General features: G+C 65.1%; 27 protein-coding genes and 1 tRNA gene. 9 read left to right on the top strand and 19 right to left on the bottom strand.

Translation table 11 applies throughout. The features are described from left to right. Positions 1-6: 6 nt before the first annotated feature. From C4301_RS00070 to C4301_RS00100, 7 genes are all read left to right on the top strand, one after another. A complete protein-coding gene (locus C4301_RS00070) occupies positions 7-975 on the top strand; it encodes a beta-ketoacyl-ACP synthase III (RefSeq protein WP_352413085.1) in 969 nt (322 codons plus the stop codon). After that, positions 972-1,892, top strand: coding sequence for an ACP S-malonyltransferase (gene fabD / locus C4301_RS00075; RefSeq protein WP_352413086.1), 921 nt, complete (start codon positions 972-974; stop codon positions 1,890-1,892). The genes C4301_RS00070 and fabD overlap by 4 nt, the downstream gene beginning before the upstream one ends. Beyond that, the gene (gene fabG, locus C4301_RS00080) at positions 1,885-2,622 is read left to right on the top strand and encodes a 3-oxoacyl-[acyl-carrier-protein] reductase (protein WP_352413087.1); all 738 of its coding nucleotides are present in this window, start codon (positions 1,885-1,887) and stop codon (positions 2,620-2,622) included. The genes fabD and fabG overlap by 8 nt, the downstream gene beginning before the upstream one ends. 34 nt (positions 2,623-2,656) lie before the next feature. After that, the gene (acpP, locus tag C4301_RS00085; protein ID WP_352413088.1) at positions 2,657-2,899 is read left to right on the top strand and encodes an acyl carrier protein; all 243 of its coding nucleotides are present in this window, start codon (positions 2,657-2,659) and stop codon (positions 2,897-2,899) included. Positions 2,900-2,997: 98 nt separating this feature from the next. Next, complete coding sequence (gene fabF, locus C4301_RS00090; RefSeq protein WP_352413089.1) at positions 2,998-4,227, top strand: beta-ketoacyl-ACP synthase II; 1,230 nt, start codon at positions 2,998-3,000, stop codon at positions 4,225-4,227. Further along, positions 4,224-5,363 (top strand): deoxyguanosinetriphosphate triphosphohydrolase, encoded by a 1,140-nt coding sequence (locus tag C4301_RS00095; RefSeq protein ID WP_352413090.1) that lies wholly within the window; start codon positions 4,224-4,226, stop codon positions 5,361-5,363. Before fabF ends, C4301_RS00095 begins: the two co-directional genes overlap by 4 nt. A 9-nt stretch (positions 5,364-5,372) precedes the next feature. Continuing rightward, positions 5,373-6,557: an aminotransferase-like domain-containing protein gene (locus C4301_RS00100; RefSeq protein WP_352413091.1), complete on the top strand. Its 1,185-nt coding sequence runs from the start codon at positions 5,373-5,375 to the stop codon at positions 6,555-6,557. 57 nt (positions 6,558-6,614) lie between these two features. On the opposite strand, the gene C4301_RS00105 is transcribed toward C4301_RS00100, so the two are convergent. The 17 genes from C4301_RS00105 to C4301_RS00185 form a co-directional block, all read right to left on the bottom strand. After that, positions 6,615-7,904: an NADH-quinone oxidoreductase subunit N gene (locus tag C4301_RS00105; protein WP_352413092.1), complete on the bottom strand. Its 1,290-nt coding sequence runs from the start codon at positions 7,902-7,904 to the stop codon at positions 6,615-6,617. Further along, entirely contained in the window at positions 7,901-9,328 is a 1,428-nt protein-coding gene (locus C4301_RS00110) for a complex I subunit 4 family protein (protein WP_352413093.1), read from the bottom strand. Before C4301_RS00110 ends, C4301_RS00105 begins: the two co-directional genes overlap by 4 nt. After that, positions 9,325-11,163 carry an NADH-quinone oxidoreductase subunit L gene (gene nuoL, locus C4301_RS00115; RefSeq protein ID WP_352413094.1) on the bottom strand — a complete coding sequence of 613 codons (1,839 nt, stop codon included), beginning with the start codon at positions 11,161-11,163 and terminating at the stop codon, positions 9,325-9,327. The genes C4301_RS00110 and nuoL overlap by 4 nt, the downstream gene beginning before the upstream one ends. Next, positions 11,163-11,450 (bottom strand): NADH-quinone oxidoreductase subunit NuoK, encoded by a 288-nt coding sequence (gene nuoK / locus C4301_RS00120; protein ID WP_352413095.1) that lies wholly within the window; start codon positions 11,448-11,450, stop codon positions 11,163-11,165. Before nuoK ends, nuoL begins: the two co-directional genes overlap by 1 nt. Continuing rightward, positions 11,447-11,977 carry an NADH-quinone oxidoreductase subunit J family protein gene (locus C4301_RS00125; RefSeq protein WP_352413096.1) on the bottom strand — a complete coding sequence of 177 codons (531 nt, stop codon included), beginning with the start codon at positions 11,975-11,977 and terminating at the stop codon, positions 11,447-11,449. The genes nuoK and C4301_RS00125 overlap by 4 nt, the downstream gene beginning before the upstream one ends. Beyond that, positions 11,974-12,522 carry an NADH-quinone oxidoreductase subunit NuoI gene (gene nuoI, locus C4301_RS00130; protein ID WP_352413097.1) on the bottom strand — a complete coding sequence of 183 codons (549 nt, stop codon included), beginning with the start codon at positions 12,520-12,522 and terminating at the stop codon, positions 11,974-11,976. Before nuoI ends, C4301_RS00125 begins: the two co-directional genes overlap by 4 nt. Then, entirely contained in the window at positions 12,519-13,610 is a 1,092-nt protein-coding gene (gene nuoH, locus C4301_RS00135; protein WP_352413098.1) for an NADH-quinone oxidoreductase subunit NuoH, read from the bottom strand. The genes nuoI and nuoH overlap by 4 nt, the downstream gene beginning before the upstream one ends. After that, a complete protein-coding gene (gene nuoG, locus C4301_RS00140; RefSeq protein ID WP_352413099.1) occupies positions 13,607-15,940 on the bottom strand; it encodes an NADH-quinone oxidoreductase subunit NuoG in 2,334 nt (777 codons plus the stop codon). Before nuoG ends, nuoH begins: the two co-directional genes overlap by 4 nt. A gap of 2 nt (positions 15,941-15,942) precedes the next feature. Beyond that, positions 15,943-17,256, bottom strand: a complete 1,314-nt coding sequence (gene nuoF / locus C4301_RS00145) for an NADH-quinone oxidoreductase subunit NuoF (RefSeq protein WP_352413100.1) — start codon at positions 17,254-17,256, stop codon at positions 15,943-15,945. Continuing rightward, the gene (gene nuoE, locus C4301_RS00150; RefSeq protein ID WP_352413101.1) at positions 17,253-17,798 is read right to left on the bottom strand and encodes an NADH-quinone oxidoreductase subunit NuoE; all 546 of its coding nucleotides are present in this window, start codon (positions 17,796-17,798) and stop codon (positions 17,253-17,255) included. Before nuoE ends, nuoF begins: the two co-directional genes overlap by 4 nt. Before the next feature lie 8 nt (positions 17,799-17,806). Continuing rightward, entirely contained in the window at positions 17,807-19,012 is a 1,206-nt protein-coding gene (nuoD, locus tag C4301_RS00155) for an NADH dehydrogenase (quinone) subunit D (RefSeq protein WP_352413102.1), read from the bottom strand. Then, the gene (locus tag C4301_RS00160; RefSeq protein ID WP_352413103.1) at positions 19,009-19,629 is read right to left on the bottom strand and encodes an NADH-quinone oxidoreductase subunit C; all 621 of its coding nucleotides are present in this window, start codon (positions 19,627-19,629) and stop codon (positions 19,009-19,011) included. The genes nuoD and C4301_RS00160 overlap by 4 nt, the downstream gene beginning before the upstream one ends. 2 nt (positions 19,630-19,631) lie before the next feature. Then, positions 19,632-20,171 (bottom strand): NuoB/complex I 20 kDa subunit family protein, encoded by a 540-nt coding sequence (locus C4301_RS00165; RefSeq protein ID WP_352413104.1) that lies wholly within the window; start codon positions 20,169-20,171, stop codon positions 19,632-19,634. Then, complete coding sequence (locus C4301_RS00170) at positions 20,162-20,521, bottom strand: NADH-quinone oxidoreductase subunit A (RefSeq protein WP_352413105.1); 360 nt, start codon at positions 20,519-20,521, stop codon at positions 20,162-20,164. Before C4301_RS00170 ends, C4301_RS00165 begins: the two co-directional genes overlap by 10 nt. A 162-nt stretch (positions 20,522-20,683) precedes the next feature. Further along, positions 20,684-21,481, bottom strand: coding sequence for a 16S rRNA (adenine(1518)-N(6)/adenine(1519)-N(6))-dimethyltransferase RsmA (gene rsmA / locus C4301_RS00175; protein WP_352413106.1), 798 nt, complete (start codon positions 21,479-21,481; stop codon positions 20,684-20,686). A gap of 193 nt (positions 21,482-21,674) precedes the next feature. Further along, positions 21,675-22,409 (bottom strand): metallophosphoesterase, encoded by a 735-nt coding sequence (locus tag C4301_RS00180; protein ID WP_352413107.1) that lies wholly within the window; start codon positions 22,407-22,409, stop codon positions 21,675-21,677. Next, positions 22,406-23,047, bottom strand: coding sequence for a Rad52/Rad22 family DNA repair protein (locus C4301_RS00185; RefSeq protein WP_352413108.1), 642 nt, complete (start codon positions 23,045-23,047; stop codon positions 22,406-22,408). The genes C4301_RS00180 and C4301_RS00185 overlap by 4 nt, the downstream gene beginning before the upstream one ends. 90 nt (positions 23,048-23,137) lie before the next feature. On the opposite strand from C4301_RS00185, the gene C4301_RS00190 reads away from it, so the two are divergent. Together C4301_RS00190 and C4301_RS00195 are read left to right on the top strand one after the other, a co-directional pair. Further along, positions 23,138-23,482, top strand: coding sequence for a hypothetical protein (locus tag C4301_RS00190; RefSeq protein WP_352413109.1), 345 nt, complete (start codon positions 23,138-23,140; stop codon positions 23,480-23,482). Between the two features lie 39 nt (positions 23,483-23,521). After that, positions 23,522-23,597: transfer RNA gene (locus C4301_RS00195), tRNA-Ala, on the top strand. 40 nt (positions 23,598-23,637) lie between these two features. Here C4301_RS00195 and C4301_RS00200 read toward each other — a convergent pair. Both C4301_RS00200 and C4301_RS00205 read right to left on the bottom strand, forming a co-directional pair. After that, entirely contained in the window at positions 23,638-25,542 is a 1,905-nt protein-coding gene (locus C4301_RS00200; RefSeq protein WP_352413110.1) for a tetratricopeptide repeat protein, read from the bottom strand. Positions 25,543-25,583: 41 nt separating this feature from the next. Then, positions 25,584-26,300 (bottom strand): WecB/TagA/CpsF family glycosyltransferase, encoded by a 717-nt coding sequence (locus tag C4301_RS00205; protein ID WP_352413157.1) that lies wholly within the window; start codon positions 26,298-26,300, stop codon positions 25,584-25,586. Positions 26,301-26,356 lie beyond the last annotated feature (56 nt).

The raw sequence follows: 26,356 nt of genomic DNA on the forward strand, positions 1-26,356 counted from the left end.
AAGCCCATGAGCGGCATTCTGGCCCTGGGCACCTATGTGCCAAAGCGGGTCCTGAGGAACGAGGACCTCGAGAGGACCTTGGACACCTCGGACGAGTGGATCACCGAGAGGACGGGGATCAAAGAGCGCCATATCGCAAGCGAGGACGAGTACACCTCCTCCTTGGCCTTCCAGGCGGTGGAAGACCTGTTGCGGCGGCACCCGAACGCCTTGGAAGGGGTGGACGGGGTGATCGTGGCCACCAACACCCCGGATGCCCTCTTCCCTGCCACAGCTGCCCTGGTCCAGACCCGGTTCGGGCTCAACGCCTTTGCCTACGACCTCCTGGCCGGCTGCCCAGGCTGGATCTATGGTCTGGCCCAGGCTCACGCCCTGGTGGAGTCCGGCCTGGCCAGGAAGGTGTTGGTGGTGGGGGCGGAGTCGCTCTCCAAAATCGTTGACTGGAGCGACCGAAGGACGGCCGTCCTCTTTGGGGACGCCGGGGGGGCCGCTGTGGTGGGCAAGGTCAAGGAGGGGTTTGGTTTTCACTCCTTCGTCCTCGGGGCGGACGGCACAGGGGGGAAGGAGCTCCACCACGCCTGTGTGGCCCCCCGGCTTCCCGACGGAACCTCCATGCAGAACCAGCTTTACATGAACGGGCGGGAGGTCTTCAAGTTTGCGGTCCGGGTGATGAACACCGCCACCCTCGAGGCCATCGAAAAGGCCGGCCTGACCCCCGAGGAGATCAAGCTCTTCGTCCCCCACCAGGCCAACCTCCGGATCATCGACGCCGCCCGGGAACGGCTCGGCCTCCCCTGGGAGCGGGTGGTGGTGAACGTGCAAAGGTACGGCAACACCTCTACGGCCTCCATTCCCCTGGCCCTGAAGGAGGCCTTGGAGGACGGGCGCTTAAGGGAAGGGGACCGCGTCCTGCTCGTTTCGTTTGGGGCCGGCCTCACCTGGGCCGCCGCCGTCCTCACCTGGGGGGGGGGATGAGGTACGCCGCCCTTTTTCCCGGCCAGGGGTCGCAGAAGGTGGGGATGGGCAGGGCGCTCTACGAGGCCTACCCAGCTGCCCGGGAGGTTCTGGACCGGGCCGAGGCCACCCTGCCTGGGCTCCTCCAAAAGATCTGGGAGGGGCCTGAGGAGGCCCTCACCCGGACGGAAACCCAGCAGCCCGCCCTTCTCGCCGTAGGGTACGCGGCCTATCGGGCCTTCCTCGAGGCAGGGGGAAGGGAGCCCCTCCTGGCTGCCGGCCACTCCCTGGGCGAATGGACGGCCCATGTGGCCGCGGGCACCCTCGAGCTGGAGGAGGCCTTAAGGCTGGTGCACCTTCGGGGACGGTACATGCAGGAGGCCGTTCCGGAAGGCGTGGGGGCGATGGCGGCCATCTTGAAGCTTCCCTTTTCCGAAGTCGAAGCCGTGGTGCAAGGGATGGAGGGCGTGGAGGTGGCCAACCTCAACGCCCCCGAGCAGACGGTGGTCTCCGGAAGGAGGGAAAAGGTGGAGGAGGCGGCGAGGAGGTTAAGGGAAAAGGGTGGGCGGGCGGTCTTTCTGCCGGTCTCTGCCCCCTTCCACTCGAGCCTTATGGCCCCGGCCCGGGCCCGCCTGGCCGAGGACCTGCGGTCGGTTCCGCTCCGGCCTCCCCGCTTCCCCGTCTACTCCAATGTCACCGCAGCCCCCGAGACCGACCCCGAACGGATCCGGGCCCTCCTCCTCGAGCAGATCACCCATCCCGTGCGTTGGGTGGAGATCCTAAAGGATATGGAGGCCCGGGGCCTCCGGCTTTTTTTGGAGTTCGGAAGCGGGGAGGTTTTGAAGGGCCTTGTGGTTCGCACCCTTCCCCAGGCCCAGGCCTTTAGCCTCAAAGACCCGGAATCCCTGAAGGGGGCTTTGGAGGTGCAGGATGCGTAAGGCGCTCATCACGGGGGCGAGCCGGGGCATCGGCCGGGCCATCGCCCTAAGGCTGGCCCAGGAGGGGTTCGCCCTGGCGATCCACTACGGGCAGAACCGGGAAAAGGCCCAGGAGGTGGCCCAGGAGGCCCAGGCTCGAGGAGCCCCCTTGGCGGTGGTTTTGGGGGCCAACCTTCTGGAGGCGGAGGCGGCGAGCCTCCTCGTCCATCAGGCGGCGGAAGCCCTGGGGGGGCTGGACACCCTGGTGAACAACGCCGGGATTGCCCGGGACACCCTTTTGGTGCGGATGAAGGACGAGGACTGGGAGGCGGTTTTAGAGGCCAACCTCTCCGCCGTCTTCCGCACCACCCGGGAGGCCATCAAGCTGATGCTCAAGCCCCGGTTTGGCCGCATTGTGAACATCGCCAGCGTGGTGGGCCTCCTCGGCAACCCGGGCCAGGCCAACTACGTGGCCTCCAAGGCGGGTCTGATCGGCTTTACCCGGGCAGTGGCCAAGGAGTACGCCAACCGGGGCATCACCGTGAACGCGGTGGCTCCAGGGTTCATCGAGACGGAGATGACCGGCCGCCTGCCGGAGGAGGTCAAGAGGACCTACCTCGCCTCCATTCCCCTGGGGCGGTTTGGCCGGCCCGAGGAGGTGGCGGAGGCGGTGGCCTTTCTGGTCTCGGAGCGGGCCTCCTACATCACCGGCCAGACCCTGTGCGTGGACGGGGGGCTTACCCCCCATTAAAGCCTTGGTGGTACAATCCCAAGGGGAGGTTTGCATGACGGAACAAGAGATCTTTGAGAAGGTTAAAGGGGTTATCGTGGATAAGCTCTCGGTGGAAGAGGGCAAGGTGACCCTCGAGGCCCGCTTTATCGAAGACCTGGGGGCGGACTCCTTGGACACGGTGGAGCTCATCATGGGCCTGGAGGACGAGTTCGGCCTGGAGATCTCCGATGAGGAAGCGGAGAAGATCCGCACCGTAAAGGACGCGGTGGAGTACATCAAGAGCCGGCTGGCCTAAGGGCCTAAGGCCCCGCCGCGGGAGGCCCCGCGGCGGGGTTTTGCCTTGGGAAAGGGCGGTTCGGACCCGAAAGGGCCCAGGCCTGGTATACTTAGCCCATGCGACGCGTGGTCATCACTGGCCTTGGGCCGGTTTCGCCCATCGGCGTTGGGGCCGGGGCTTTTCACGAAGCCCAGCTCCAAGGCAAAAGCGGCATCCGGCGCATCACCCGGTTTGACGCGACGGCCCTCCCCGTCCAGATCGCCGGGGAGGTGGACGCAAACCCCGAGGCCTTCATAGACAAACGCGAGCTCAGAAGGCTGGACCGGTTTGTCCAGCTTGCCCTGATCGCGGCGGAGCTCGCCTTGCAAGACTCGGGGCTGGAGGTGGACAAACTGGATTCCGCCCGGGTGGGCACCCTGGTGGGCTCGGGCATTGGGGGGATGGAGACCTGGGAGGCGCAAAGCCGGGTCTTTTTGGAAAAGGGGCCGAACCGGATCAGTCCCTTCTTCATTCCCATGATGATCGCCAACATGGCCTCGGCCCAGATCGCCATGCGCTATGGCTTCATGGGCCCCTCCTCCACCGTGGTCACCGCCTGCGCCACCGGTTCGGATGCCCTCGGCAGTGCCCTGCGGATGATCCAGCTGGGGGAGGCGGACCTCGTCCTCGCCGGGGGAAGCGAGGCCGCGGTGACCCCTATGGCCATCGGGGCCTTTGGGGTGATGCGGGCGCTTTCCACGAGGAACGAGGAGCCGGAGAAGGCCAGCCGCCCCTTTACCAAAAGCCGGGACGGGTTTGTCCTTTCCGAAGGGGCAGGGGTCTTGGTCCTGGAGGAGTACGAGCACGCCAAGAGGCGGGGGGCCCGCATCTATGCGGAGGTGGTGGGGTTTGGCCGAAGCGCGGACGCCCACCACATCACCGAGCCCCATCCGGAGGGGAAGGGGGCGGCTTTGGCCATGCGGGCGGCTTTAAAGGACGCGGGAATCCCTCCGGAGAAGGTGGGCTACATCAACGCCCATGGGACCAGCACCCCCATAGGGGACAAGGCGGAGGTCTTGGCCATCAAGCAGGTCTTCGGGGAGCATGCGAAAAGGCTCGCCGTCTCCTCCACCAAGAGCATGACCGGCCACCTCCTAGGGGCGGCGGGGGCGGTGGAGGCCATCGCCACGGTCCAGGCTTTGTACTCTGGGATCCTCCCCCCCACGATCAACCTCGAGGACCCTGACCCCGAGCTGGATTTGGACTTTGTTCCAAAGCCCCGGGAAGCCCGGGTGGAGTACGCCCTTTCCAACTCCTTTGCCTTTGGCGGCCAGAACGCCGTCTTGGTCTTCCGGAAGGTGGAATGAAGTTTTACCGGGAAGATCTCCTCCGCCTCGAGGCCCTTCGCCTCGCCCCGTATGCGGTTAGGGCGAGCCGGGGCCGGGCCTATCCAGAGGAGGAAAGCCCTTACCGAACCCCCTTCCAGAAGGACCGGGACCGGGTCCTCCACACCACCGCCTTCCGAAGGCTGGAGTATAAGACCCAGGTTTTCCTGAACTACGAGGGGGACTATTACCGCACCCGGCTTACCCACACCCTGGAGGTGGCCCAGGTGGCCCGGTCCATCGCCCGCGCTTTAGGCCTGAACGAGGACCTGACGGAGACCATCGCCCTGGCCCACGACCTGGGCCACCCCCCCTTTGGCCACTCGGGGGAGGCGGTGCTGAACGCGCTTATGCAGGACCACGGGGGGTTTGAGCACAACGCCCAGGCCCTCCGGATCGTGACCCACCTCGAGGTCCGCTACCCGGGCTTCCGGGGCCTGAACCTCACCTACGAGACCCTGGAGGGGATCGCCACCCATGAGCCCGCCTACCGTCCCCCTTCCGCCTTGGTCCTCGGGGAGGGGCAAGGGAGCCTGGAGGCCCAGGTGGTGGACCTGGCCGACGAGATCGCCTACACCGCCCACGATCTGGACGACGGGCTTAGGAGCGGCCTCCTGCTGCCGGAAAGCCTGGAGGAGGTGGAGCTCACCCGGGAGGTTTCCCGTGCCCTAGGGCTGGACCTCCACCGCCTCGAGGAGTTTGGGAGACGGGTGCTCATCCGGGAGCTCCTGGGCCTCCTCATCACGGATGCCATAGAGGCCACCCACGCCGCCCTCGAGAAGGCCCAGGTGGAAAGCCCGGAGGCGGTCCGCAAGCATCCGAAGCGGATGGCCGCCCTTTCCGAAGGGGTGCGGGAAAAACAGAAGGAACTTCGGGCCTTCCTGTACAAGCGCTTTTACAATCACCCCTATATCCTCAGGCAGAGGCGGAAGGCCGAACACGTCCTAGAAAAACTCTTCGCGGTCTACACCACCTCCCCCGAGGTTCTGCCCTACCCGGTGCAAAAGAGCGTGGAGGAGGAGGGGCTTTACCGGGCGGTCTGCGACTACATCGCTGGCATGACGGACCGGTTTGCCCTGGAGGAGTACGCCCGCCTCTTTGATCCCCAGACGCGGTAGACTGAGGGCATGGACAACCTATACTGGGCGGAACGGTTTGGAAAAGGCGCGGTCCGCATCCAGGCCTCCACCATCCGGGAGCTTTTGAAGCTCACGCAAAGGCCTGGGGTTTTGAGCTTCGCGGGAGGGCTTCCCGCCCCGGAGCTTTTCCCGGAGGCGGCGGAGAAGGCGGCGGAGATCCTAGGGAAGACCGCGGAGAGGGCCCTCCAGTACGGGCCCACCGAGGGGTATTTCCCCCTTCGGGCCTGGGTGGCGGAAAAGCTTGGGGTGGAGGCGGAGGAGGTCCTGATCACCACGGGGAGCCAGCAGGGGCTGGACCTGCTGGGCAAGGTCTTTTTGGATGAGGGGAGCCCAGTTCTGGTGGAGGCCCCCAGCTACATGGGGGCGCTCCAGGCCTTCCGGGCCTATGGGCCCCGGTTCATCACCGTAAGGGCGGACGAGGAGGGGATGGACCTAGAGGCCCTCGAGGAGGTCCTGAAGCGGGAACGGCCCCGCTTCATCTACGCCCTTCCCACCTTTCAAAACCCCTCCTCCGCCCTCATGCCCCTAGAAAGGCGGGAAAGGCTGGTGGAGTTGGCCCGCGCCCACGGCATCCCCCTGGTGGAGGACGATGCCTATGCGGAGCTTTACTTTGACGGGCAGAAGCTGCCCACCCTTTTTCAGTTGGACCGGGCCCGGGGGTACGGGAACGTCGTCTACTTGGGAAGCTTCTCCAAGGTCCTTGCCCCCGGTCTTCGGGTGGCGTACGCCGTGGGTCCAAGACCGGTGATCGCCAAACTGGTCCAGGCCAAACAAGGGGTGGATCTGCACACCCCTGTCTTCAACCAGATGCTCGTCCACGCCTTGGTTCAGGAGGGGTTTGAGGCCCGCATCGGCCGCATCCGGGAGGTCTACAAGGCCAAGGCCTCGGCCATGGTGCGGGCCCTGGAGGCCCAGATGCCTCCCGGGGTCCGCTTCACCCGGCCCAAGGGAGGGATGTTTGTCTGGGTAACCCTCCCCGGGATCGACGCCGAGGCGCTCTTGAAAGAGGCCTTGAAGCAGAATGTGGCCTTCGTGCCAGGGGCCCCCTTTTTCGCCAATGGGGGTGGGGAGAACACCTTGCGGCTTTCCTACGCCACGATGAGCGAGAAGGAGATCTGGGAGGGCATGCGCCGTCTGGGGGAGGCGGTGCGGAGCATGATGGCCCCCGCCTAAGGACGAGCCCGCCTCCCCCGGGCGGACGAAGGGGCCCTGGGGAGGCGGGGGTTGGACCTAGTACCCCGCTGCCAGGGCGGGGAGAACGAGGCCGGGGAAGAACCCGAGGAGGAGGAGGAAGAAGGTTGCCAGGAGGACCACCCCCCGGGCCAGCCGCCTTGGGGTGATCCCCACTTCCCCTTTTTGGAAGACGGAAAGCCCCAGGGCCAGGTAGTAGTAGGCCGAGACCGCGCTCGTGAGGAGGGCTAGGAGTAGAAGGCCGTACTGGCCGGCCTTAGCCGCCTCGAGGAAGACCAGGTACTTCCCCCAGAAGCCGGGGAAGGGGGGAAGGCCGAGGAGGGAGAGGGCGGAAAGGCTTAGGCCCAGGCCCAGGACCGGCTCCTTCTGGAAGAGCCCCTTAAGACAGGCAAGCGGTACCTCGTCCTCGGAGACCTGGCTCAGGATGGCGAAGGCCAGCCCCGTGGCCAGAACATAGGTCAGGAGGTAAAAGGCCACCGCTTGGGCCGCCCCCGTGTACAGGCCCAGGGCCATGTACCCCGCGTGGGCGATGGAGCTGTAGGCGAGAAGCCGTTTGGCCTCCTTCTGCCCCAAAGCCGCCAAGTTCCCCCAGAGGACGCTTAAAGCGATGAGGAGGCCCAAGGCGGCTAGAGCGGGGCTTTCCGGCAGGACCACCCGTAAGAGCGCAGCAAAGGCCGCCGCCTTCACCCCGGTGGCCATGAAGAGGGTGACCGGGGTGGGGCTTCCCTGGTAGACGTCGGGGGACCAGAAGTGGAAGGGGGCGAGGGCCACCTTAAACCCCAGGCCCACCAGGATCAGGCCCAGGGCGAGGAGGTAGGCCTTACCCTCGCCTGGGGTTCCGGCCAGGAAGCTCCCCGTGGCCCCATAGTGGAGGGCGGTTCCATAGAGGAACAAAGCGGCGGCCAAAGCCCCCAGGAGGAAGTACTTCAGCGCGGCCTCGAGGCCCCGACCCCGGTTCCAGGCGGCAAGGGCGTAAAGGGGCAGGGAGAGGGCTTCGATGGCGATGAGCATCACCAAAAGGTGCCGGGTGCTGGCGAGGAGGTGCATCCCCAAGACGGCGTAAAGGACGAGCAGGTGGTACTCCCACCTCTGTGTCCGCTTGAGCCCCACCGCCCAAAGCGCCCCCAAAAGCGCGAGGAAGCTGGTGCTCGCCGCCAGGGCATCCATCTCGTAGAACCCGAACCGGACGGGCCCTCCCCACTCGTACAAAAGGGCCAGCGCCCCTAAGGAAAGGCTCAGGATGACCAGGCGCTTGGTGGTGCGAACTGGAAGGAAAAGGCCCAGAAGGGAGAGCAGAACGGCAGATGCGCTTAGGACCAGGAGGGTCATGCGCCACCTCCCAGGAGCTTTACCAACGCCTCGGCCAAGGGGGTAAGGCCCTGCATGAAGTACCCGGGGAAGAGGCCCATCCACAAGAGGACGAGCACGCTTACCCCTGCGAAGAGCCACTCCCGCCCGGAAAGGTCCCAGGCCTTTGGTAGGCCTACAGCTTGGGCAAGGGGGGCCTCTTCCCAAAAGACCTTTTGGAACGCGGTAAGGGCGTAGGCCGCCGCCCCGATGACGGCAAGGAAGCCGAAGGCGGTCATCCAGGGGCTGGCCTTGTATGCGCCCAAAAGGGCGAAAAGCTCCCCCGGGAACCCGGAAAGCCCCGGCAACCCCACCATGGCCATGGTGAGAAAGAGCCCCAAGGCGGAAAGCCCGGGGGCGGTGGCCGCCAGGCCCCGGTACCGGCCGAGCTCGAGGGTTAGGACCCGCTCAAAGAGCAAGCCCCCGAAGAGGAAGAAGGCCCCAGTGTAGACCGCGCTGGCTGCCAGGAGGAAGAGCGCGCCCGTTACCCCTTCCGGGCTGCCCGAGAAGAGGCCGAGCCCGGCTAGCCCCATGTGTGAAACCCCCGCGTAGGCGAGAAGGGTCTTCCAGTCCGAAGCGGAGAAGGCCACCCAGGCCCCGTAGACCGCCCCTATGGCGGAGAGGAGGAGAAGCACCCCCTGCCACTCGGAAAACCCCGAAGGGGCCAGGGGGATGGCGTAGCGGAAGAAGGCGTAGATGCCGACCTTGTAAAGCGTCCCCATGGCGTCCGCGAGGCCAGAAGGGTGGTTTTCCCGGTGGAAGAGCGGGAGCCAGGCGTGCAGGGGGACCAGGGGGGTCTTCACCGCGAAGGCCACCAGGAAGCCCAGAAAGACCCAGGCGCCGTAGGCCTCTGGGATGGGGTGTTTGAGGAGGTCTTCCAGAAGGAAGCTCTCCGCCTGCCCCAGGTACCGTACCGCCAAAATGGCGGCCAGCATGGGCAATGAGCCCGCCAGGGTAAAAAGGGCGAAGGTGTAAAGCGCCCGGATCCGCTCCTTCCCGCCGTAAAGGAGGAGCATGAAGAGGGAGGGGATCAGGGTGGCCTCAAAGAAGACGTAGAAGAGGACGAGGTCGCGCGCGGCGAAGAGGCCGAGAAGCCCTGTGCTCATCAGGAGGGCGAGGCCCAGGAACCGGCCTTCTGCCCGGGCCAGGCTTCCCAGAAAGACCACCAAGGCGGTGGAGAGGAAGAGGAGGGCCGAAACCCCGTCCAGGCCCAGGGCGTAGTAGACCCCGGCCTCTTTCAAGAGGGGGGCTTTCTCGTAGAACCCTGCTCCGTCCGCCACGCTTGCGAAAAGCCCCAGGTTGATCCCTAGGCTCATCGCTGCCCCCAGCACCCCCAGGGCGCGGGGGGCCCCCAGAAGGAGAAGAAGGCCAAACAGGGCCGGAAGGAAAACCGCTAGGCTGATCACCGCATCACCCCCAGGTTGCTCCCTAGGGCAAGGGCCAGGAAGGCCAGCGCCCCCAGGACCATTAAAAGGGCGTAGAACCGCAGGTATCCCTGCTGGAGGGCCCCCAGGCCTTTCCCCAGAAGGGCGAAAAGCCCGGCCAGACCCCGGTAGAGGGAAAGGAGGCTCCTGTCCCCTGCAAAGAGGCCTTCGGAAAGGGCCTTAAGGGGGTTTACCACCAGGGTGTTGTAGACCAGGTCTGCGTAGAAGGCGTTTTTGGACCAGGTTTCGAAGGCCAGGTACCAGGAGGGCAGAGGACGCTGGAAGAGGACATACCCCAGGTAAAGGCCCAGAAGCGCTACGCCCGCGGAGAGGAGGATAAGCCCCCACTCCCCTCCTAAGGAGAGGGGATGGACCTCGAGCTCCGCCAGGGAAGGCTTAAGGAAGGGCTCGAGGAGGTTGGGCAAAGGATGGGGAAGGGCCAGATACCCGGCCAGAAGCGAGCCCAAAGCCAAAAGGTGGTTGGGCCAGAGCATCACGGGCGGGGCCTCGTGCGGGTGGTGGTGGCCCCGGTACTCGCCCAGGAAGACCAGGACAAACCAGCGCATGGCGTACATGGCGGTGAGGACGGCTACCAGTAGCCCCCCCATATAGAAGCCAAAGCCCCCGAAGGGGTAGGTGAGGGTGGAGGCGAGGATGGCGTCCTTGGACCAGAAGCCAGAGAGGAAAGGAAGCCCGCCCAGGGCCAGAGCCCCGATCAGGCCGTGCCAGCGCGTCTGAGGCAGGTGCTTCCACATTCCGCCCATCTTCCGCACGTCCTGCTCCCCTCCCAGGGCGTGGATTACGCTTCCCGAGGCCAGGAAGAGGAGGGCCTTGAAGAAGGCGTGGGTGAGGACGTGGAAGAGGGCCACCCAGTAGGCCCCTACCCCCGCGGCCAAAAACATGTACCCCAGCTGGCTGATGGTGGAGTAGGCGACGATCTTCTTGATGTCGTACTGGCCAAAGGCGGAAAGGGCCCCGTAGGCCGCGGTCAGGAGGCCGATCAAAGCGATGGTGTAGGAGAGATCGGGGAGGTTGGCGTAAAGGAAGGAGCTTCGGGCCACGAGGTAAACCCCCGCGGTCACCATGGTGGCCGCGTGGATGAGGGCGGAGACCGGGGTGGGGCCGGCCATGGCGTCCGGCAGCCAGACCATGAGGGGGATCTGGGCGCTCTTGCCCACCGCACCCAGGAAGAGGAGAAGGCCGGCCAGGCCGAGAAGCTCGGGGTTTTTGAGGGGGCCTTCAAAGGCCTCCTTCAGCTCGCTGATGGAAAGGGTGCCAAATAGGGCCCAGAGGAGGGCCATGCCCAACAGAAAGCCCAGATCCCCGATGCGGTTGACGATGAAGGCCTTGCGGGCCGAGTCGGCATACTCCTTGTTCCGGTACCAGAAGCCGATGAGCAAGAAGCTGGCCAGGCCCACCCCCTCCCAGCCGATGAACATCACGGGGTAGGTGTCCGCGAGGACCAGGGTCAGCATCATGGCGATGAAGAAGTTGAAGTAACTGAAGAACCGGCTGTACCCGGGGTCACCCGCCATGTACCCGATGGCGTAGACGTGGATCAGGAACCCGACCCCGGTCACGATGAGGAGCATGAGCCCGGAGAGCGGGTCCAGGACCAGGCTGAAGGGGATCCCAGGGAGCCAGTCCACCCGCCAGCTGGCCCCGCCCGAGATCAAGAGGCCGCTTCCAATAAGAAAGGAGGCCAGCACCAGAGCCGAGGCGATGACCCCGGGAAGGGGTTCCTTCAATCTTTTTCCGAAAAGACCGAGAAGGGCCCAGCCGAGAAGGGGCAGAAGGATCGTGAAAAGAAGCATCATTACCCCCTAAGCTCCGAAAGGTCGTCCACCGAGGTGCTCTCCCGGTGGCGGAAAACGGCCACGATCAGCCCCAGGCCCACCGCCACCTCGGCGGCGGCCACGGCGATGACCAGCAGGGCCGCCACCTGGCCCTCGAGGCCGTGCGCGCGGGCGAAGGTAACCAGGGCCAGGTTGGCCGCATTCAGCATCAGCTCGATGGAGAGGAAGACCAAAATGGCGCTCCTGCGGGTGAGGACCCCGTAGACCCCTAGGGCGAAGAGGAGGCTGCTCATCAAGAGGTAGCTCACCGCACCACCTCCTTCTTTTCCTCGGGCTTAAGCGCCTCCAGGGGCCTTTGGGGTTGGACCAGGGTCACCGCGGCCACCGTGGCCACCAGGAGGAGGAAGCCCACCCCCAAAAGGGCAAAGAGCCAGTCCCCGTACAAGAGGGGGCCAAGGGCCTGGGGAAGCCCTCCTTGGAGGTCCTTCCCCTGGCCCAAAGGGAGGACCGAAAGGCCAAAGTAGAAAAGCCCCGCCACCCCTAGGCTTAAGAGGGCAGCCAGGGGTTTTGCGCGCACCAGGGGGTCGAAGCCGATATCCCCCTGGGCGGCGTAGAGGAGCATGATGACGAAGAGGAAGAGGACCACGATGGCCCCGGCATAGACTATTATCTGGATGAAGCCTAGAAAGCGGGCGTCCAAGGCGATGTAGACCCCGGCCAGCACCAGGAAGTTGAGGATAAGGGCTAAAGCGGCGTGGATGGCGTTTTTCAAGGTGACCACTAAAGCCCCGCTCCCCAGAAGGAGAAAGAGGGCCAAGACCTCGAGGCCGCTCACCTCTTCCCCCTTTCCGTGGGGGCCTGGAAGCCCTCGAGCTCCGGCCGGACGTAAGGCACGACATACCCCGGCTTCACCGCCTTGCCGGTAATCCTGGCCTCCCGCCGCTGGGGCTTGGTGCCCACCACGTCCACCAGCATGTCCTCCTTGCCGTAGATGAGGTCGGAGTAGCGGTAGTCCGCCATCTCGAAGTCATAGCCTAAAACGATGGCCCCGGTGGGGCAGGCCTCCTCGCAAAGGCCGCAGAAGATGCACCGGAGCATGTTGATCTCGTAGACCTTGGCGTAGCGTTCCCCAGCGGAGACAGGGTTTTCCGGGTCGTTTTCCGCTGCCTCCACATAGATGGCGTAGGCGGGGCAGGCGGCGGCGCACAAGGAGCAGCCGATGCACTTCTCGAGGCCGTTGGGGTGCCGGGTGAGGACGTGCCGCCCGTGGAAGCGGGGCTTCAGGGCCACGGGGGCATCCGGATAGGGGATGGTCACAGGTTTGGAGAAGAGATGCTTCAAGGTGATTCCCAGGCTTTGCGCCAGGGCTTTCAGGCTCATGCCTTACCTCCTTTCCGCCTGGGGGCGGGGGTGTAGAAGAGCCCCCCCAGGACCAGGGCCAAGGCGAAGAGGGAGAGGTACTGGAGCACCACCCGGTTCAGGTCCAGGGCCACCACCAAGGCGGTGACCAAAAACCAGACCAGGGCCACGGGGAAGAGAAAGCCCCAACCGAAGCGAAGGAGCTGGTCGTACCGCAGGCGGAACCAGGTGGCCCGGATCCAGATGAAGAGGAAGAGGAAGAAGGCAATCTTGACGAACATCCAAAGATAGGGCACCTCGAGTCCCGGCATCCGCCATCCCCCAAGGAATAGGGTGGGGATGAGGGCGCTGGCGGTGATGAGGTGCACGTACTCCGCCATCTGGAAGAGGGCCCACTTGATGGAGCTGTACTCCGTGTGGTAGCCCCCTACTAGCTCCTGCTCCGCCTCGGGCAGGTCAAAGGGGGTGCGGGCGGCCTCGGCCATGGAGGCGATGACAAAGAGCAGGAAGGCGGGGAAGGCGTACAGGATCAGCCAACCGTTTTCCGCCTGCCAGTCCACGATCTCCTTCAGGTTCAAGGAACCCACCAAAAGAACGGGGGAGAGCAAGGCGATGCCTAGCCCTAGCTCGTAGCTGATCAGGCTGGCGGAGGAGCGCAAGGAGCCCAGAAGGCTGTACTTGCTTCCCGAGGCCCAGCCCGCCAGGAAGATCCCATAGACCGCCATCTCGCTCACCGCGAAGAGGTAGAGGAGGCCGAGGTCCAGGTTGAGCACCCAGGGCTGGTAGCCGAAAAAGGCCCCCGGGGGGCCGAAGGGGATGGCCCCGAAGGCCAGAAGGGCGAAGGTGATGGAGATCAAAGGGGCAAGGACGAAGAGGAATCGGTCCGCCTTCTCCACCACCAGGTCCTCCTTGAAGATGCTCTTGATGGCATCGGCCAGGGGCTGGAGGAGGCCCAGGGGGCCTACCCGGTTCGGGCCCAGCCGGATTTGGAACCGGGCGAGAAGGCGTCTTTCCACGAGGGTCATGTAGGCGAAGGCGGTGAGGAGGCCAAAGATGACCAGGAGGGCCTTCACCGCCACCATCCAGAGGGGGTCTTGCGGGTAGTTCATGCTTCACCTCCAGCGGGCACAAGAATCCGAGCCTCCACCCTCCGGCCCGCGTAGGGGCCCAATGCGGTGAGGTAGAGGAAGCGGGGGCTCACCTCTTCCCGGTGCTCCACCCTCGCCTTGGCCACTCCGAAGGGGGTTTCCACCTCCACCTGGGCCCCTTCCAGAAGGCTTTCCCTCTTGGCCCGTTCAGGATGTACGCTGAGCACAGGTTGGATGTGCGCCGCACGCCCCACAAGCTGCTTTTCCTTCCACATGAAGGGGCGGAGGTAGATCTCCCCCTTCATCTCCTTGGGGAAGAGGGTCTTGACCCTTTCTTTCACGAAGCCCCCCTTGAAGGGAAGGGCCTTTTCCGCCTGGGCCATGAGCCGGAAGGGCGGTTTCACCCCCAGGGCCTCGGCCAAAAGGGCCAAGGCGGCCACCGCGTCGTCCGCCTCCCCGTTGTCTATGGGGGCAGGGGCAAGGGTTTGGATGCGGCCCTCCAGGTTCACCACATGCCCCTTCTTCTCATATGGGGTCTCCGCGGGCAGGACCACGTGGGCATACTTCTCCGCCAGGGGGTGGAGGTGGGTGAGGTGGAAGACCAGAAACCGCTTCCCCCTAAGGGCGGCCTCAGGAGGAAGGTAACCGTAGTACGCGGCCTCCGCCCCAGGCTCGTCCCAGGCCGCCCCGCCTGGTTTGGGCAGAACCCCCAAGGCCTCGAGGCCCCGCGCGTTCGCCGCCGGGGTCATGGCCAGGACCTTGGCCCCCTTCTTTTCCGCAAGAAGCCGTGCCCTTTCCGCCGCCACCGCGTCTTGCAGGAGGTTCGCCCCCAGGATCAAGACCGGGCGCTCGGCCTTCTCGTAGGCCTCCCGGGCCTGCCTGGCCGCCTCGCCCCCCTCCTTCTCCCCAAGGAGGGCGGCGAGGAGCTCCCGCTCGCTCCCGGGCTCGATGACCTCGTAGACCCCCGCCCATTTCCCCAAGGCTGTGGGAAAGGGGGCAAAGAGGGCCAGCCGCTCCTTTCGCCTGGGCATCCGTTCCTGGATGCGCAGGTCGGCGAAGGGGGTGCCGTGGTTTAGAAGGGGGGGTGGGGTGAGGCCCCGGGTGAACTCGGAAAGCCGCAGGTGGACCAGGGGGGCCTCCTCCGTGGGGTCGCCTAGGACCAGGGCGAAATCCGCCTGAAGCAGCTCCTCAAAGGTCGCCGGGGTGAAGAGGCTGGCGGGGGCGGGGGTACGGCCCTCAAAATCCAGATGGGGGGTGCCGAGGGCCCGGGCAAGCTCGGCGGCCATCAGCCCCTCCTCCAAGGTGGCGCCCCCGTCCAAGTAAAGCCCCACCCGGCTGGGGTCCAGGCCCTTTAGCCCCTCCCGGATGGCGGCAAGGGCCTCCTCCCAGCTGGCCTCCACCAGGCTGCCGCCCTTCCGCACCAGGGGTTTAAGGACCCGGTTCTGGTCGGCCCACTCGTGGCCGAAGCGGCCTGCGTCACAGAGCCAGATTTCGTTGACCTCCCTGACCTCCCGGGCCCGGATGCGCTCGAGCTGGCCGCTCCGGGTGTCCAAGGTGATCCCGCACCCCACGGCGCACAGGGTGCAGGTGGTCTCTGTCTCCTCGTACTCCCAGTTCCTCGCCCTAAAGCGGGCGGTGAGGTCCAGAAGCGCCCCTACCGGGCAGATGTCCGTGATGTTTCCGGAGAACCCTGAGGGCAGGCCGAGGTCCATGGTGCCGATGAAGGTGTGCACCCCCCGCTCGATGAAGTCCAGGACCTCGTCCCCTGGGATCTCCTCAAAGTAGCGGACGCACCGCTTGCAGTGAATGCACCGCTCCCGGTCTAGGATGATGAACTCCGAAAGGGGGTGGTGCTTGTCCTCGTGGCGGCGGGTGAACTCAAACCGGGTGTAGACGGGGAGCTCTAAGGGCCCCTCCTGGTAGTACTTCTCGTAAAGGCCATACTCCACCGTCCGGTCCTGGAGCTCGCAGGCCCCCCCCTTGTCGCAGGTGGGGCAGTCCAGGGGGTGGTTGAGCAGGGTGAACTCCACCATCCCCGCCTGGGCCTGCCGGACCAGGTCGCTTTGGGTGTCCACCACCATCCCCTCGGCCACAGAGGTGACGCAACTCGCCGCGAGCTTGGGCTGCCAGAAGATCTGGAGCTCGCCGTTTTCGTCCTTAAGGTACGCCCCATCCGGCCCCTTGCGGGGGAGGCCGATCCGGACTAGGCACATCCGGCAGGCCCCGATGGGGGAGAGGTGCTTTTCCGAACAGAAAAGCGGCACATCGTACCCCGCGTGGAAGACCGCGTCCATGACGCTGGTTCCCGGGGGTACCTCTACGATGCGGTCGTTGACCTTAACCCTGACCATGCTCACCTCCAGAGGCTCACCCGGGGCACAGGCTTCTTCTCCTTGGCCAAGGTGAGGTACTGGTCCTTGAAGTGCTTAAGGGAGCCCCGCACCGGCCAGACCGCAGCATCCGCCAAAGGGCAGAAGGCCCGGCCTTCGATCAGGTCCAGCAAGTTTTCTAGGGTGTCCACATCCTTCTCCTCCCCTTGGCCCGCGCCGATCTTGGCGAAGAGGTTGACCATGAACCCCGCCACCCCCTCCCGGCAGGGGGTGCACTTCCCACAGGACTCGTGGGCGTAAAACCGGGTCACGTTCCACATGGCGTCCACCATGCTCACCCGCTCCGGGATGAGGATGACCCCGCCCGTGCCCAGCAAAGACCCCTTGGCCTGGAGGCTCTCGTAGTCCATCGGGGTGTCCAGGGTCTCGTCCGTGAAGGGAAGGGGCGGGGTGGAAGATCCCCCGGGAATGAGGGCCTGGATGGGCTCCAGGGGTCCCCCGGCCCAGTCGTAGATGAGCTCCCGGAAGGTGGTCCCCATGGGGAGCTCGTAGACCCCAGGCCGTTTCACCGGCCCGGAGACCTGGTAAAGCTTCATCCCCTTGGACCTTTCCGTGCCCATCTGGGCGAACCAGTCCGCCCCCCGTTCCAGGATGGGGACCACCGCGGCCAAGGTCTCCACGTTGTTGATGGTGGTGGGCATGCCCCAAAGCCCCGCCTGAGCGGGGAAGGGGGGTTTGAGCCGGGGGTTGGCCCTCAGGCCCTCGAGGGAGTTCATCAAGGCCGTCTCCTCCCCGCAGATGTAGGCCCCCGCCCCCCGGTGGACGTAAAGGTCAAAGCTGAATCCGCTTTCGAAGAGGTTCTGGCCCAAATACCCCCGGGCGTAGGCTTCCTGTATGGCCCCCATGAGCCGGTCGTAGGCCTTGCGGTACTCCCCCCGGACGTAGATGTACCCCTTGGTGGCCCTTATGGCGTAGCCGGCGATGATCATGCCCTCGATGAGGAGGTGGGGCACGTCCTCTAGGATGTAGCGGTCCTTGAAGCTTCCGGGCTCGGACTCGTCCGCGTTGCAGATGAGGTAGTGCTGCTTGCCGTCCTTGGGCATGAAGCTCCACTTAAGCCCGGTGGGAAAGCCTGCCCCACCCCGGCCGCGTAGGCCAGAGCGCTTCACCTCCTCGATGACCTCTTCAGGGCTCAGGCGGGTGAGGACCCTTTTCGCGGTCTCGTACCCCCCGTGCCGGAGGTAGTGGTCCAAGGTCCAGCTTTCCTCCTGGCCCACGTGGGCGTAGAGGGTGCGTTCAAACCGGGGATCGTGGCCGGAAACGATGGGTCCCGTCATACCTCCACCTCGTGCACGTGGTGGCCGCACCGGCCGGGAAGCTGGATCTCCTCGAGGCGCTTCCCCTCCCTCAGGCCCTGGAGGAGAGCCTCGAGGCGGGCCCGGGTCACGCACTCCACGTAGGGTTCGTCGTTCACCTGAAGCACGGGAGCGGTGTGGCAGCTTCCCAGACACTCTACCTTCTGCACGCTGAAAAGCCCGTCTGGCGTCACCTCCCCAGGCCCTATGCCCAAGGTTTCCGTAAGGTGGTCCCAAAGTTCATCCGCCCCCGCGAGCTTGCACGAAAGCGTGGCGCAGACCTGGAGGTGATACTTTCCCGTGGGGACGAACTGGTAGTAGCTGTAAAAGCTCGCCACCCCCATGACCTCCGTGGGGGTGGTGCCCACCAGACGGGCGATCTCCTCCACCCGCTCGGGCCGGATCCAGCCCTCCTCCTGCTGCACCCGCCTCAGAAGGGGCATGACGGCAGAGCGGCGCCCCTCTGGGGGGTACTGTCTGAAGACCTCCTCCAGAAACTCCTGCTTATCGTCAAAGAAGCCCATCCTTCCTCCTAGCGGTCCACGTCTCCCATCACAGGGTCCAGGCTGGCGATGATGGCCACCATGTCAGCCACCTGCTCCCCCTTACAGGCGTAGGAGAGGCTCTGCAGGTTGACGAAGCTGGGGGCCCGCACCTTGACCCGGTAGGGCATGGACCCCCCGTCCGAGACGATGTAGTACCCGAGCTCCCCCCGGGCCGACTCCGTGGGCACGTACACCTCGCCCTTGGGGGGGTGGAAGCCTTCCGTGTAGTGCTTGAAGTGGTAGATGACCGCCTCCATGGAGGTTTCCAAAAGGGGCCTGGGGGGCGGGGTGATCTGGGGGTTGGGGTCGCGGATGGGGCCGGGCTCGAGGCGCTCCAGGGCTTGTTGAATGATCTTTACGCTCTCACGCATCTCCCGGATGCGGATGAGCATCCGGTCAAACACATCGCCCTGCTCCCCCAGGGGGACATCGAAGCGGTAGGTCTCGTACCCTGCGTAGGGGTGGGCCTTCCGGATGTCGTAGTCCACTCCGCTGGCCCTCAGCGAACCCCCGGTGAGGCCCAGGTGGATGGCCACCTCCGCCGGGATCACCCCCACGCCCCGGGCCCGTTCGTAAAAGATGGGGCTTTCCGCAAAGAGGCCCTCATACTCGTCGATGCGGTGGGGGAGGACCTGAAGGAGCTTTTTGAGCTCCGGAACAAACTCCTCGGGGAGGTCCTCCTTAAGGCCTCCGATGCGGATGTAGTTGTGGTGGAAGCGCTGCCCCGTGACCCACTCGAAGAGGTCCAGAATGGTCTCCCGCTCCCGGAAGGCGTAGAAGAAGGGGGTGAGGGCCCCCAGGTCCAGGAGGCCTGTGCCCAGAAAGACCAGGTGGCTGGCCAGACGCGAGAGCTCGTTCAGAAGGATGCGGATGGTCTGAGCCCTGGGCGGGACCACGGCTCCCACCAGCTTCTCCACCGCCAGGGCGTAGGCCAGGTCGTGGGCGAAGGAGTGGAGGTAGTCCATCCGGGGGGTGTAGGTGAGGTTCTGGAGGTAGGTCCGGTTCTCCATCGTCTTCTCAAAGCCCGTGTGGAGGTAGCCGATGTGGGGGACCAGGTCCAGGACCTCCTCCCCGGAAAGCGTCACCACCACCCGCAAGACCCCGTGGGTGGAGGGATGCTGGGGGCCCACGTTGAGGGTCATCACCTCGGTGCGGAGCTCCTTTGGCTCCTCCAGAAGCTCTTTGTCGATCATTGCCCCTCCTTCATCTTCTGAAGGTCAGCCCAGAGCGACCGGTACCCCTTTCGGCTCCCTCCCCGGTACAGGGTCATTCCCGGGTCCTTTCCGGTGAGGCCCGCCCGGAACTCGCTGGGCACGATGAACCGCCCCTCCCGGAAGAGGGTGGGGGTTTCGCCTAAGGGGAAGTCCTTGCGCAGGGGGTGGCCCTCCAGGTCCTCAGGGGTGAGGATCTTGCGCAGGTCAGGGTGGCCCTCAAACCGGATTCCGAAGAGGTCAAAAACCTCCCGCTCGAGGAAGTTCGCGCTCCCCCATAGGTCCACCACCGTGGGCAGGACGGGGTCCTTCTCCGGCACATACACCCGAACGAAGAAGCGGCTTCCGTCCCCATCCCCATAGCCCGGCATGGAGACGAGCTCGTAGACTACGCAGAAGCGCTCGGGCTTTGGGTCGGGGTAGGTGAGGTAGTCTAGGCCCACGATGTCCGCCAGGTAGTTGAACCCCATCTCCTTGTAGCGGGCCATCTGGGCTTTGAAGGCCTCCCGGGGAAGGACCACCCAGAGGTTACCGAGGCCGTTGTCCTCCACCGGGTATCCCTTCTCCCGCGCCTCTTCTAGCACCCAGCTCAGCCGCATCCTTACCCCCTTTTCCAGGCGGCCACCGGGGGAAGCTTCCGCCCCGAGTCGTCGTAGGCCTGGCCGCGCACCTTCTTTTGCAGCTGCATCACCGCGTAGATCAGCGCCTCCGGCCGCGGGGGGCAGCCGGGGACGTAAACGTCCACCGGGACCACGCTGTCCACGTTTTGGACGATGGCGTAGTTGTTGAACATCCCCCCGGAGCTGGCGCAAGCCCCCATGGAGATGACCCACTTGGGGTCGGGCATCTGTTCCCAGACCCGGCGCATCACCGGGGCCATCTTTTTGGAAAGTCTTCCGGCCACGATCATCACGTCCGCCTGGCGGGGGCTGGCCCGGAAGACCTCGCTTCCGAAACGGGCCAGGTCGTTCCGGGCGTCGGTGGAGGCCATCATCTCGATGGCGCAGCAGGCGAGGCCAAAGGTAGCGGGCCAAAGGGAGTTGCTCCGCCCCCAGGCCACCAGCTTCTCCAGGGTCGTGAAGAGGATCCCCTCCCGCTCCAGCTCCTGCACATCCCGTTCAAAAAGGTCTTTTAGTGCCATCGCATGACCCCCTTCCACCACTCGTAGAGGAAGCCCACGAAGAGGAGGAGGGTAAAGCCCGCCACCCCCAGAAAGCCATAAAGGCCGAGCTTCCCCGCGCTCACCGCGTAAGGCCAGAGGAAGGCCACCTCCACGTCGAAGAGGATGAAGAGCATGGCCACCACGTAAAAGTGAACGGGAAACCGCCTGACCTCCCCCGCCGGGTCGTTTCCGGACTCGTAGGGCATGAGCTTGGCCCTTCCTGGTTTCTTGGGCCCCAGGAGGGCCCCCGCCAAAAGGGCCGCCACTCCGATGAAGAGGGCCGCCGCCAGGTAGACCAGGATGTTCAGGTACTCGGATATGGGCGCCAAGGTGACCTCCTTTGAGTATTCGTGCTCATCTTCACGAACTGGGGGTAAACCCCCTCCCCTTCGCCCTAAATCTTACCACCCACCCCCTTAAGCCGGTGCAAGACACCCTACACACTACACCGGAAATCCCGTGTAGGGGCTGGGAAAGCTTAAGAAAAGGGGTTACACCGTTAAGGCGGACCGCAACGCCCGGAAGGTCTCCAGGCCGAGGGCCTCGGCCCGCACGGTATCCAGAAGGCCCAAAGCCCTCAGGGCTTCCTCCACCTTGGCCCTGGGGTAACCCGCGTGGATTAGGGCGTTTTTAAGCGTCTTTCTCCGGGTACGGAAGGCCGCCTCTATGAGTTTGAAAAGGCCGGGGTCATCCGGGCTGGGAAAGGGGGTCAGCCGGACCAGGCTGCTCGTCACCTTGGGGGGAGGGAGGAAGGCCCCCGGGGGGAGGTCGAGGAGCTTTTCCGCCTTGGCGTGGTGGGCCACCCTCAAGGAGAGCACCCCGTAGGCCGGGGTGCCGGGAGCGGCCACCATCCTTTCCGCCACCTCCTTCTGCACCAGGAAGACCAGCCGGGCGAAGCGGCCCGTCTGGAGGAGCCGGCTCACCAGGAAAGTGGCGATGTTGTAGGGGAGGTTGGCCACCAGAAGGCTTCCTTTGGGCACCTCTTCCCAGGGGAACAGGAGGGCGTCCTGGAAGAGGAGGGTGGGGTTTAGGCCCTCGAGGTAGGCCTCCAGGGCGGGCTTTAAGGAGAGGTCCTTCTCTATGGCCACCACCTCGGCCCCCGCCTCGAGGAGGAACCGGGTGAGCAGGCCGAGGCCCGGCCCCACCTCGTAGACCCGGCCGCTTAGAGGCTCTGCCGCCTGGACGATGCGCCTTAGGTAGGCCTCCTCCACTAAAAAGTTCTGTCCCAGGGCCTTCTTGGCCTTAAGGCCGTACGTATGGAGGAGGCGTTGGACTTCCTTCCTTAGCAAAGCGCGGCCTCGAGACCCTCCTTCGAAGGGAGGGGTTTTCGTCGGCTTCCAGGGCCAGGAAGGCCGGCAGGCTCAAAGCGGCTTCCCTCTAAGGGCATCGGGGACAGGGGAGGTCTCAGGGCCTCTCGCGCCCGACTCACCGCGATCCAAGCGGTTTTCCCCTGGAGGCTCTGGTCTCGCATCCCCGGGGGCATTATACCCGCCCCACCTCCAGGGCCACCGCCTCCCCCAGGACAAGCCTCAGGTACTGCCCCAGGTCCAAGGCGTCGATCAAGGCCAGGCGTTCCTTGATGAGAAGGCCCTCCCGCATGGGGGTATGGCCGTAGACGCCGAACCGGTAGCCCATGCGTTCCACGTAGTCCGGCGTCAGGAACCACCAGGTCTTGGCCTCGCTGCTGGCGTAGAAGGCTTCATCATAGGCCTGAAGCCAAGGCACAGGTCCTACGTGGGCGAAGTGCACCCCTTCTAAAACGAGTTCCCTGGGGAAGCCCGCCATCCAGGCCTTGAGTCCTTCCGGGAGCTCGAGCCCCCCTTTTTCCGGGTGGAACTCCTTGTGGACCAGATGGCGGTTGCCCAGAAGGGGGAAGCCCTTGACCGCGGCCTCGTCGTGGTTGCCCAGGAGGATGCTGACATGGCCCTGGGCCTCCTCCTGGTACCGCTTGAGCCGGGAAAGCTCCCGGATCTGTGCCCGGGCTGCGGCCCTCAGGTGGTTAGGGTTTTCCGGGTCAAAGGGGACGAGGCCGGTGAGGAGCTGGTAGTCCTCTAGCGTCTTGGGGTGGACCAGGTCTCCCAGGAGGACCACCCGCAACCGTCCAGTTCGAACCTCTTCTGTGGGCTTCAGTTCGGGGGTTGCCGCCCCTTCCTTCTTGAGAATCCGCCATAGGGTGGGGAAGAGGGCGTGGAGGTCGCCCAGGGCGAGAACCCTCATGCCTTTTTCCTAAGGAGGTCCCTAAGCTCCCCGTAAAGCCTTTTCGTCTCTTCCGGGGAGCGTCCGTACCCTGGGTAGCGGATGAGGATCTGGACGGCCTCCTTACCCAACCCCTCCTCCCTTAGCCGTTCCAAAAGCCGGTCGATGAGCCGGTGGGCCTCGGGTTTTTCCTCCTCTTCCCCTTCACCTAAAGGGAGGCGGGGTGGGGTGAACCTTCCTGTTTTCGGTTCATAGTCCACCCACTGCTTTTCCACCCGGTACAGGTACCGCCCAATGCCGAACTTGACCGCGGCCCGCTTTAGGGCATCGGAAAAGGCGGCCTTCAGAGAGTCCCCTTCCCCCACGTCCTCCTTGGTAACCCCGTGGATGGTGAGGCGGCATTTCACCTCACAGAGCCTAGGTTTTTCCGGCCCCTCCTCTCGCAGGTAGTTGCTTCCCGAAGGGAACACCGAAAGGACCTCGTACTGGTCATGCCAGTTTTCCGGACCCACCACCTGGTCCAGCCGGTCCAGGACGCTCCTCGCGTCGATGTAGGGCACCACCAAGGCCCGGGTTTTGTCTTTGGAAACCGCCTCGATCCGCCACTGGACCTCGGTGGAGGGGAAGGGTTCGGCGAGCCTGCGCCAGATTTCCTCCATGCCTTCAGTGTACGGCCAGCCCGCCTTATTTCTAAAGGGGTTTGACCTTTTTCTCACCCCCTTGCTATGAGGATGGGGTATCGTGAGGGTATGAAAAGGATCTACGCCCTTTTGGTCTTGGCGGCCTCGGCTTTGGCCCTCGAGGTGGGGCCCATCCGCGTGAGCGCCGACCTTTCCATCCGGCTTTTCCCCCAGCTCGTCGTGGTGGAAAGGGTGCCTGAGCCTTCAGGGATTGTGGTGGTCTACCAGGGAAGCCAGGCGGAGTCGGTCTTCCGCTTTCACGATCAGGACCTTAGGGCCCGGGGCTGGCAGCGGGTGAAGTACGAAGTGAAGAAGAACGAGTGGAAGGCCGAATACCGGAAGGGGAAGGCCAAGGCCAGCCTAAGCGTCAAGGATAAGAAGGGCCGGATTGAGGTCCGGGTCAAGGAGGACTAGACAAGGCCCGTCCGGTTCCCTTACCATATGGGTCGGCCTGGGGCCGTGGCGCAGCTGGGAGCGCGCCTGAATCGCACTCAGGAGGTCACGGGTTCGAATCCCGTCGGCTCCACCAAAACCCCCCGGGCACTCCGGGGGGTTTTTGATTGGCGGCCCTACTGGAGAAGCCAATTCACCAAGGCGTTGACCAGGTCCATGCCCTGTTCGGCCAGGAGCGTGGGATCTTCCAGCACCGCGCGGTAAAAGCGGAGCACCAGGGCCTCGTCTGCTCTTTGCAAGAGCTCCCGGACGCTTTTTCCCTGGAAAGGCCCTGACTTGAGAGGTGCGGTGAGCTGGGGGGACTGGGCCAAAAGAGCGGCCTCCTGCAAGGCGGCCACGCTCCGCTTAAGGAGAAGGGCTTCGCCGTCTTCCCCCAGCATCTCCTTGGGGCTCAGGAGGTCCTGGCCTGAGAGGTCCTTGGGGATGATCCCCAGGACGTAGAGCCTGCGGGCCAGGCTCTCCTTTAGGATGGTCAGTTCGACCCTTGCCCGGGCGCCCCCGTACTGGACCTCGAGGGCATACACCCCCTCCTCCTTGGGGGTGACCGCGGGGGCGGTGGCCTGGGCCTGTGTGGTGAGCGGCGGAAACCCCAGGGCCTTTTCTCTCTCCTCGGCGGCTTGGCCGCTTTTCAAAAGCCGGGTGATCAGGGGGGCCCTTTCCAGGTAGGGCTCTCCAGAAACCTGCACCTCTGGGAAGATGGCCTCTCCCACGCGGAAGGGGCGGGCCTCGAGGTCGCCGGGAAGGAGGGTGAGCCGGTTTAGCTTCACCTCCACCTTTGCCCCTTCCAGCCGCTTCAGGGCCCTTTGAGCGAGGAAGGCCAAGGGGCTTTGGGGTTCGGTCCGGAGGAAGGCCTGGTAGAGGGCCAGGGCCTCCTTCAGATCCCCCGCGTGTTCCAAGAGATAGGCCCGCCAGAAGAGACCCTGAGGGGCCTCCTTCTCGTACTTGGCCCAGTCGTCCACCGCCATCCGGACATCCTCCCCCTGGTCCAGGCGCAAGGCCCGGTCGTAGGCGGCCTTGGCCCCCAGGTGGTCCCCATAGAGGGCTTTAAGGAGGCCCAGGTTGTACAGAGCCACTGCGCCGGGTTCAATCCGGAGGGCCCTTTGCGTGGCGAGAAGGGCCCGGGCCTTCTCGCCCAGGAGGTACTCGGCCCAGCCCAGGTTGGTCCAGTAAAGGGCAGAGCCGGGGGAAAGCCTCAGGGCCTGGACGAGGGCTTCCTTGGCCTTGGCCCCGTCCTCTTCCTCAAAGGCGGCATAGCTGGCCATCTCCCAGGCCAGGGGAAGGTAAGGGGCCTCCTGGGCCAGCCTCCAGGCCAGGGCCTTCCAGGAAGGGTCCTCGAGGAACCGGAGGACGAGGAGGGCCCCGAGTTTTTCTAGAGTAGTTCCACTTGATAGGGTTCTGGCCAAGGCCAGCGCCTCTTCCCGCTTCTCCTCGGCCAGGAGCTCGTAAAGGGCGTACACCCTGGGCAGTTGGCCATCTTTCCCGGAAAGGGCCTGCCAGAAGGCGGAAACCCCCTGCGGAAGGCCTGGGATCTGGACCGGTTCCCCCTGCCTGAGGCGGAGGGCTTTCCCGTGGAGCTCGTCCGGGTCCTCCCCCTGGGCCAGGGCCTGCAGGCGGGCCTCGTCGCCGCGAGGCCTGGGGGGAGGGGTGAGGTCGCGCCGCTTCAGGTGGACTTTGACCCAGAGCCAGGCGGCCGCTGGGTTGGAAAACCGCCCCTCCACCACCCCTTCGCGGCTGGCCAGGTAAAGGGTAAGGGGTTCCGTCCGGCCCAGGAGGACGAACTCCGCCCCGGTCACCTCCCGCACCAAGGCCGCCCCCGCCCGGCTGTAAAGCCCCCCGGCCCGTTCATACCCTCCCTGCCAGGGGGGTTCGGGCAGAAGGAGGGCGGCCAGGCTGACGGGGGGGGTGCCCAGGGCCTCGGCGTACCCTTGGGCCAGGCTGTACCCCCTGGGTCCCTGGAAGGGCAGGACCAGGCCTTGGGCCAGGGCGGGGGCGAGGAGAAGGAGGAAAAGGAGCGAACGCATGATCAGAGTCTACGCGCTTTTCCCTAAGGGAAATGAGACGGTTAAGACTTTCCGAAACGCTTTTCCTTAAGGACGAGCCCCACAAAGGTCCAAAGCCTTGGGGCCCGCCGCCAGCGCTTGGGGTCCAGCCCCACCCTGAGGAGCCACTCGAGGTGGAGCCTCTGCGCCCACTGGGGGGGGCGGCGGGCCTCCCCCGCCAGGACGTCCAGCGTTCCCCCCACGCCCATGGCCACCCGGGCCCCCAGGTGGGCTTTGTAGCGGTGGATAAAAGTTTCTTGCTTCTCCCCCAGGCCCACCAGAAGGAGATCGGGCCGGGCCTGGGCAATGGCTTCCACAACGGCTGCCTCTTCTTGGAAGAAGCCGTGGTGGGTTCCCACCACCACGCCGCCCAGCCTTTCCACCTCCTTGGCGGCCCGCTCGGCCACGCCGGGCCGAGCTCCTAGAAGGTAGACCCTGAGCCCGGGAAGGGCCCGCAGAAGCGCCAGGGTTAGGTCCACCCCCGTGACCCGCTCCGCGAGCTTTACGCCCAAAAGGCTCCTGGCCGCCCAGAGGATGCCCACCCCGTCCGGGGTGACGAGCTCCGCCTCCTCTATGGCGCGTCTAAGCGCCGCGTCGCTTTGGGCCCGGACGGCGATCTCGGGGTTCAAGGTGACCACCTGGTGGGATTTGGGTTCTGCGAGGAAGCCTTTGATGCGGGTCAGGGCCCCTTGCATGTCCACGGGGTCTAGGGGAAGGCCGAGGAGGGTTAGCCGTTCCATGGCTCGAAACGGAAGGCGAATCGGTCCTGGGACAAGCCGTAGGCGTCCTTGGGGAA

Origin of the sequence: Thermus sp., from assembly GCF_040290245.1 — a bacterium.
In the GTDB taxonomy this organism is placed as follows: Bacteria; Deinococcota; Deinococci; order Deinococcales; family Thermaceae; genus Thermus_A.